At 67.5% G+C, this 5,773-nt stretch carries 5 protein-coding genes; 2 read left to right on the top strand and 3 right to left on the bottom strand.

Annotation, left to right across the window (positions count from 1 at the left end):
* Nucleotides 1-439: 439 nt before the first annotated feature.
* Both ACWENQ_RS45960 and ACWENQ_RS45955 read right to left on the bottom strand, forming a co-directional pair.
* Nucleotides 440-1,372, bottom strand: coding sequence for an esterase/lipase family protein (locus ACWENQ_RS45960; RefSeq protein ID WP_449931771.1), 933 nt, complete (start codon nucleotides 1,370-1,372; stop codon nucleotides 440-442).
* Between the two features lie 122 nt (nucleotides 1,373-1,494).
* Nucleotides 1,495-1,938, bottom strand: coding sequence for a hypothetical protein (locus ACWENQ_RS45955; protein ID WP_449931769.1), 444 nt, complete (start codon nucleotides 1,936-1,938; stop codon nucleotides 1,495-1,497).
* A 468-nt stretch (nucleotides 1,939-2,406) separates the two neighbouring features.
* Here ACWENQ_RS45955 and ACWENQ_RS45950 point away from each other — a divergent pair, with 468 nt between their 5' ends.
* Nucleotides 2,407-3,546, top strand: a complete 1,140-nt coding sequence (locus tag ACWENQ_RS45950) for a serine hydrolase domain-containing protein (protein WP_452419794.1) — start codon at nucleotides 2,407-2,409, stop codon at nucleotides 3,544-3,546.
* Here the strand turns inward: ACWENQ_RS45950 and ACWENQ_RS45945 are convergent.
* A complete protein-coding gene (locus ACWENQ_RS45945) occupies nucleotides 3,536-3,766 on the bottom strand; it encodes a hypothetical protein (protein ID WP_449931765.1) in 231 nt (76 codons plus the stop codon). The two genes, ACWENQ_RS45950 and ACWENQ_RS45945, sit on opposite strands and share 11 nt — an antisense overlap.
* A gap of 648 nt (nucleotides 3,767-4,414) precedes the next feature.
* Between ACWENQ_RS45945 and ACWENQ_RS45940 the strand changes: the two genes are divergently transcribed.
* Nucleotides 4,415-5,683, top strand: coding sequence for an FAD-dependent oxidoreductase (locus tag ACWENQ_RS45940; protein ID WP_452419793.1), 1,269 nt, complete (start codon nucleotides 4,415-4,417; stop codon nucleotides 5,681-5,683).
* Nucleotides 5,684-5,773 lie beyond the last annotated feature (90 nt).

Below are 5,773 nucleotides of genomic sequence, written 5' to 3'. Positions count from 1 at the left end.
TACGACAAACGCGCCTACATGTTCCTGGGAACCGTCACGGTCGCAGCCTTGGTCATCTGGCTCCGCACGTGATCCAGGAAACAGCTCCTAGCTCGACCTGGCTCCATCCGGGGTTTCCGCTCCACAGGCTGCCAAGTGGGCGGGGCGCGGTGCGGACATTCTTCTATGCGCCTACGCCAAGTCATACATGGTCAGCAGGGTGGGGCCTGAGGCGCATCTCGGAGACGGCCAGGCGCTGGAAAACGTGGCCGCGTATTTGCCGTGGCTGGTCGGAGATCGCCGTAGGCAGCCGTAACCAACCGGAGTAAACAAGAGAGGCCCGTCACCGCGTTTCCGCTGGTGACGGGCCTCTTCGTACTGCTGTGGCAGGTCCAGGGTTCGAACCTGGGTAGGCTAAGCCGACGGATTTACAGTCCGCTCCTAAATCCCGTAGACGTGGTCAGAAGGTGCTGTGGCGGTAGAGGGCCGCGAGCGCGTGGACCAACGGGCTTTCGATCTTGCCCGAGTGCTGCTTGCCGTCCCGGTTCTGCCAGGTGGCATTCCACGCTCGCACCGGCTTCGGGCCGGTCTGGCTCAGTCCGGAGTGAGTGACCTCCTTGTCGAGGGTCTCTTCGTACCTGACCCAGTGGGGGCCGCTGTGGCCATCGGTGGCGGAGCGCTCCGACACTGTGTTGTCGCCGGTCGAGGTCACGAAGGTGTAGTCGGTGCCCATTTGGGACTGTGGGCGGTGGCCGACCCACTTCAGGAAGCCGGTGTTACCCACCCGCATGTCGCTGCATTGCTCGTGGGTGAAGGTGCAGGTGTTAGTGAAGTTGGCGCCCCGGTGCGGGGTGCCGAGGGTGACGACGTCCTCGACGTACAGGCGGGACGGCCACTTGCGGCTCTGCTTGCCGTACAGGTTGGTGCCCTGGATGGCGGCCTTGGCGACCAGGCCGCCCATGGAGTGCGCCACGATGTCGACAGCTATGCCCTTGCTGGTGAAGTGCTTGTAGATGCGCCGGGCCAGGGCCGCGCCGACGTTCTGGATGCGGGTGTCGGTGGTGCCGTTGGCGTGCATGTCACAGTTGCGGTCGCCTCGGTAGAAGCCGAAGGTGTAGGACCTGGCTCGCCAGGTGTGTTGCTTCAGCACGAGCCGGGCGTTGTGCCAGGCGGCGGCGCAGTTGGTGTCCGCGCTCCGGTTGAAGCCGTGCACGAAGATGACCGGACGGCCCTTGCCGTCAGCCCTGTGGGGCGGAGCCTCAGCGACGGCGCTCGCCGGCGTGGCGCTAGCTGGGGTGGTGCTCGCCGAAGTGGCGTTGGCCGGAGCAGCACTCGCTGGGATGGTGGTGAGCAGCGAGGCCAGAAGGAGAGTCGGGGTGACAGCTCTTGCCATGGTCATTGCTACCTCCGAGGTACGCATGCCGATGCCCTTCGTCGCAGGGTGTGGCTCTCCTGAAGGGCCTTCACGGCCTGGACGGTGGCGAGGTGGAGCGCTGCTGCTCTACGGCAGCACGCTCAGGCGATGCCCCAGCGCCAGGGCGTGCACGTGCGGGCGCCGCCGGAAGGGCGGCACAGCCGGATGCCGATGTACTCCTTCTCCTGGAAGTTGGTGTTGATCCACCGCTGTCCGCAGTGACCCGGGTAGTTCCACAGGTCGTAGTAGGCGATCGGTTTCGAGCTGCGGTAGCGGACCTCCAGCGTGCCGGTCTTGCCGTCGCGGCAGGTATCGATCATCTGCAGCCAGTCGCCTTTGTGGTGGAAGGCACCGTAGAGGTTGCGCACGCCCTTGGTGGCCATCGCGGCGGTGACGTTCTGCCCGCGCCTGCCGGCGGCCCGGTGCGCGCTGGAGGGTGCGGCCTGTGCGGCGGGGGCCTTCCCCTGACGAGCGCCGGATGCGAGTGGCTGAGCGGTAGCCGAAGCGGGCGGGCTCAGCACCGCCGCCATCAGCAGTGCTGTCACGGCGATCAGGCCGGAGCGCTGCCCGAGTCCCCCAGAGGCCCGGTTTGCGTCGTTCCGGGTGCGGGAGATGAATGTGAGACCAATCATGATCAGGCGGCGGGCCTGTTCTTGTCGGACGCGTTGCCCGGCCCGTCCTCCGCCGGTGGGGCAACCACCTATCCCCGCCCACGTTAGGACGGTCACCAGCATTGTTCTGCGTACGATTGCACACACTGACGAAACAGCGAGCGGACCCTCACCCTGCCATGCAGCGGGGAGCTCTGGACGGATCCTGGTCAAGGAATCGGTCAAGAGCCTCGGGTGGCGCGGCCGGCCTCGAGGTTCGCGGCTTCCACCGCGGCGGACGCCCGGTTGCTGAGAGGGTCTTGCCGGGGGCACGTACTGCGCCGGGAGTAGCCGGGGGAGTACCGGTGAATGCGTTCGCCCGGGCGATGCCCCGTCTGCCCGCCGGCGGACACCATGACCTGCATGAACATTCTTCTTGCTGTGTCGGTGGGCCTGTCGGTTCTGCAGCCCGCCCTGAATGAGGTCCATGACGCGGGGATGCCGGGCATCTACGCCGAGGTGCGCCATGGTGGGCGAGTGTGGCGTGGCGCCTCCGGGGTCGCCGACGTGGAGACCGGCCAGCCTGTCACTCCGGACATGCGGCAGCGCGTGGGCAGTGTCACCAAGACCTTCCTCGCGGCCGCGATCATGCAGCAGGTGGAGAAGGGACGGGTCGATCTCGACGTCCCGATCAGCCGCTATCTGCCTGATCTCGGGGAGCGCGCCAAGACGATCACGGCCAGGATGCTGCTCAACCACACGAGCGGCATCGCCGAGTACATTCCGTACGCCTTCCCCTCTCTCGCGAATTTTCCGTCGCTCCCGGATATGTCGATCAAGAGCCTGGACGACAACCGGTTCAAGCACTTCCCACCGGCCGAACTGATCGCGATGGGCCTCAAGGCACCCGCCGTCGGCGAGCCGGGAGCCACGCCGGGGGTGTACGCCAACACCAACTACCTGATCCTGGGCCAGCTCCTGGAGAAGGTCACCGGGATGCCGGCCGAGACGTACATCACCCGGAACGTCATCGAGCGCGCCGGGCTGAAGCACACCGGCTTCCCGACCGGGCCGCGGATCAAGGGACCGCACTCGCGCATGTACGAGTCGTTCTACGGGCTGGCCGACCCGCCGCGCGACTACAGCGTGTACGACATGTCGTGGGCGGGCGTAGGCGCCTCGATGGTGTCGACCATGAGCGACCTCAACGAGTTCTTCGCCCGGTTCTTCGCCGGCGTGATCGTCAAGCCGTCGTCGCTGGCCCAGATGCGGCAGGCGATCCCGGTCATCTCGCAGACGGGCAGCCCGATCGAGTACGGCCTGGGCCTGCTCAAGACCGAGATCCCGGGCTGCGGCACCTTCTGGGGCAACGGCGGCACGGTCTGGGGCGCGGCCACGATTTCCCTGACCAGCGCGGATGGCAAGCGCCAGCTGTCGGCGGCGATGAACCTGGAGCGGTGGAACAAGCCCGACGCCTCGGGCGTACCGCAGCCGCACCCCATCGACGGCGCGCTCGCCGCCTTCCAGCGCAAGGCGCTGTGCGAGGACCCGGCTACTTCTTGAGCAGCGGAAGCACCTGGTCGATGGCGGCGCGGCGCAGCGCGACGAGGTGCTTGTTGATGTAGGCGGCGCCCCATCGCTGCTCGAGCAGCTTCGCGCGCAGGCGGCTGGTGTGCTCGTACCGCAGCATCTGCCACGGGAAGTCCTCGCCCGTGACCGTGTCGTCGTCGAGTGCGGCACCGCGCATGATGCGGGCCAGCCGGTCCAGGCAGCGTTGTTCCACCCGAGGGACTGGAAGTGGTGGGCGGGCTCGGCGTCAGCATGGACATCGAAGTCATCCGGGATGCTCACCGAGCCGTCCGCGTCGGCAGTCGGACCGTCGAAGTGCACGCGTACGGGTGCCGGCACGGCGGCAGGGGATCCGGCCGAAGGTCAATCACCTCGACCAGGTCGGCAAGATCGACATATCGAGCGACTTGGGCGATGTCGTAGCAGAACCATCATCCTCGTCCGGGCCCACGTCGACCCGACACCCGCGTCTACATCGCCTGCCGCATCTCCGAAGGCAAGTCCCCGAGAGAAGCCCGCCGCTGCCTCAAACGAGCCCTCTCACGGCAACTGTTCAAGCTCCTCGAACGCGCACCAGAACCCCTCCACACAACCGCTTGACAGATATAGCAGCCTCGAAAGGTCCCGCTAGTCGGCGGAGTCGCCCTACGGGAGCACTGCCCCACGCAGTAGGGAGGCGTGTAACTGACAGTCACCACATCACGACCATTGATCCAGATCCCAAACTCACCAACAGAGTCAGTCGCGCTCTCAGCCCGAGGCCGGCTCCGGCAAAGACTTGCTCCATCCCGGCCCCGAACCGGCCGAGATCATCACCGTCGCGGCGACACTGATCATCGGCCGATAAAGAGGGAGGATGTGGATGGCGCAGCCGAGTGTGGTCGAGGGTGGTTCGGTGGCCGCCGGCGCCCGGCGCGGCGTTGTGGTGATCGGTGCCGGCCCCTACGGGCTGTCCGTCGCCGCGCATCTGCGGGCCGCCGGTGTGGCGGTGCGTGTGTTCGGCGAGGTGATGGGCAGCTGGCGTCATGTCATGGCCACCGGCATGTTCCTCAAGTCGGCGCCGCAGGCCACGGACCTTGCGGGACCGGCGTCCGGTGGCCGGCTGGCCGATTTCTGCGGGCAGGCCGGCCTGCCCGAGCTGACGGAGCTGACCCCGGTCTCCAGTGACTTGTTCGTCCGCTATGGGATGTGGTTTGCCGACCGGTTCGTCGGCGAGGTTGAGGACTCGCGCGTGGCGTGGGTGAATCAGCGTCGCGGTGGCGGCTTCCATCTCGTGCTGGATGACGGTGGGCGCCTTGAAGCCGATGCGGTGGTCGTCGCGTGCGGTCTGCGCCCGCTGGCCCACGTGCCTCGTGTGCTGGCCGATCTGGCCCCGCAAGGGACGGGACCGCGGGCGCCGGTGTCGCATTCGAGCGATCACAGCTGCCTGTCCGGCTATGCCGGGCAGCAGATCGCGGTGGTGGGAGGCGGGCAATCGGCGATGGAGAGCGCGGCTTTGTTGCATGAGAGCGGGGCCCTGGTCGAGGTGCTGGTCAGAGGAACGCGGGTGCGGTGGGGGCAGAAGCCGACGCTTCACCGGCCGCTGGGGCAACGGATCGCGCGTCCCGCCTCTCCGCTGGGGCCCGGCTGGGCGCTGTCGGCGCTGTGCCGGGCGCCCGCGGCGGTAGGCCGGCTGCCTGCCCCGGTACGGCTGTGGGTGATGCGGCGGGCGCTGGGGCCCTCGGGCGCCTGGTGGCTCCGCGACAGGGTGGAGGGCGTCATACCGGTGCGCACGGACGCCCCAATCCGCCACGCCTGCCTCCAAGACGGCAAGGTAAGGCTGGCGGTGGGCGACGCGGGAGCGGAGTTGACGGTCGACCATGTGCTGGCCGCCACCGGCTACCGCATCGACGTCGACGCGCTGCCGTTCCTGGCATCCGAACTGCGCAGCGCCATAGCGCGGATACCGGGCTCCACGGCACCCCAGGTGACGGCGTCGTTCGAGGCTTCGGTGCCGGGCCTGTACTTCACCGGGTCGATGACCGCTCCGACGTTCGGGCCGATGTTGAGGTTCGTCGCCGGTACCCACTTCGCGGCCGTGGCCATCACCCGCCACCTCGTGCGCCAGCGCCGACGCAGCCGAGCCACCTAGATGATTGATTCCAAGGGCTGAGGATTCCGAGTCTGGCTGCGAACATGCAGCGAGGGTGTCCAAGATCCGTGTGTGACGACAGAACTGAAC

The sequence above is a fragment of the Nonomuraea sp. NPDC004354 genome, assembly GCF_053602555.1.
The sequence above is the reverse complement of the archived record's forward strand: the minus strand, read 5'-3'. Positions and strand labels throughout refer to the sequence as shown.

Coding starts and splice junctions, on each gene's coding strand:
- ACWENQ_RS45960 (WP_449931771.1), bottom strand. CDS start 1,372: ATGGCAAGAGCTGTCACCCCGACTCTCCTTCTGGCCTCGCTGCTCACC.
- ACWENQ_RS45950 (WP_452419794.1), top strand. CDS start 2,407: ATGAACATTCTTCTTGCTGTGTCGGTGGGCCTGTCGGTTCTGCAGCCC.
- ACWENQ_RS45940 (WP_452419793.1), top strand. CDS start 4,415: ATGGCGCAGCCGAGTGTGGTCGAGGGTGGTTCGGTGGCCGCCGGCGCC.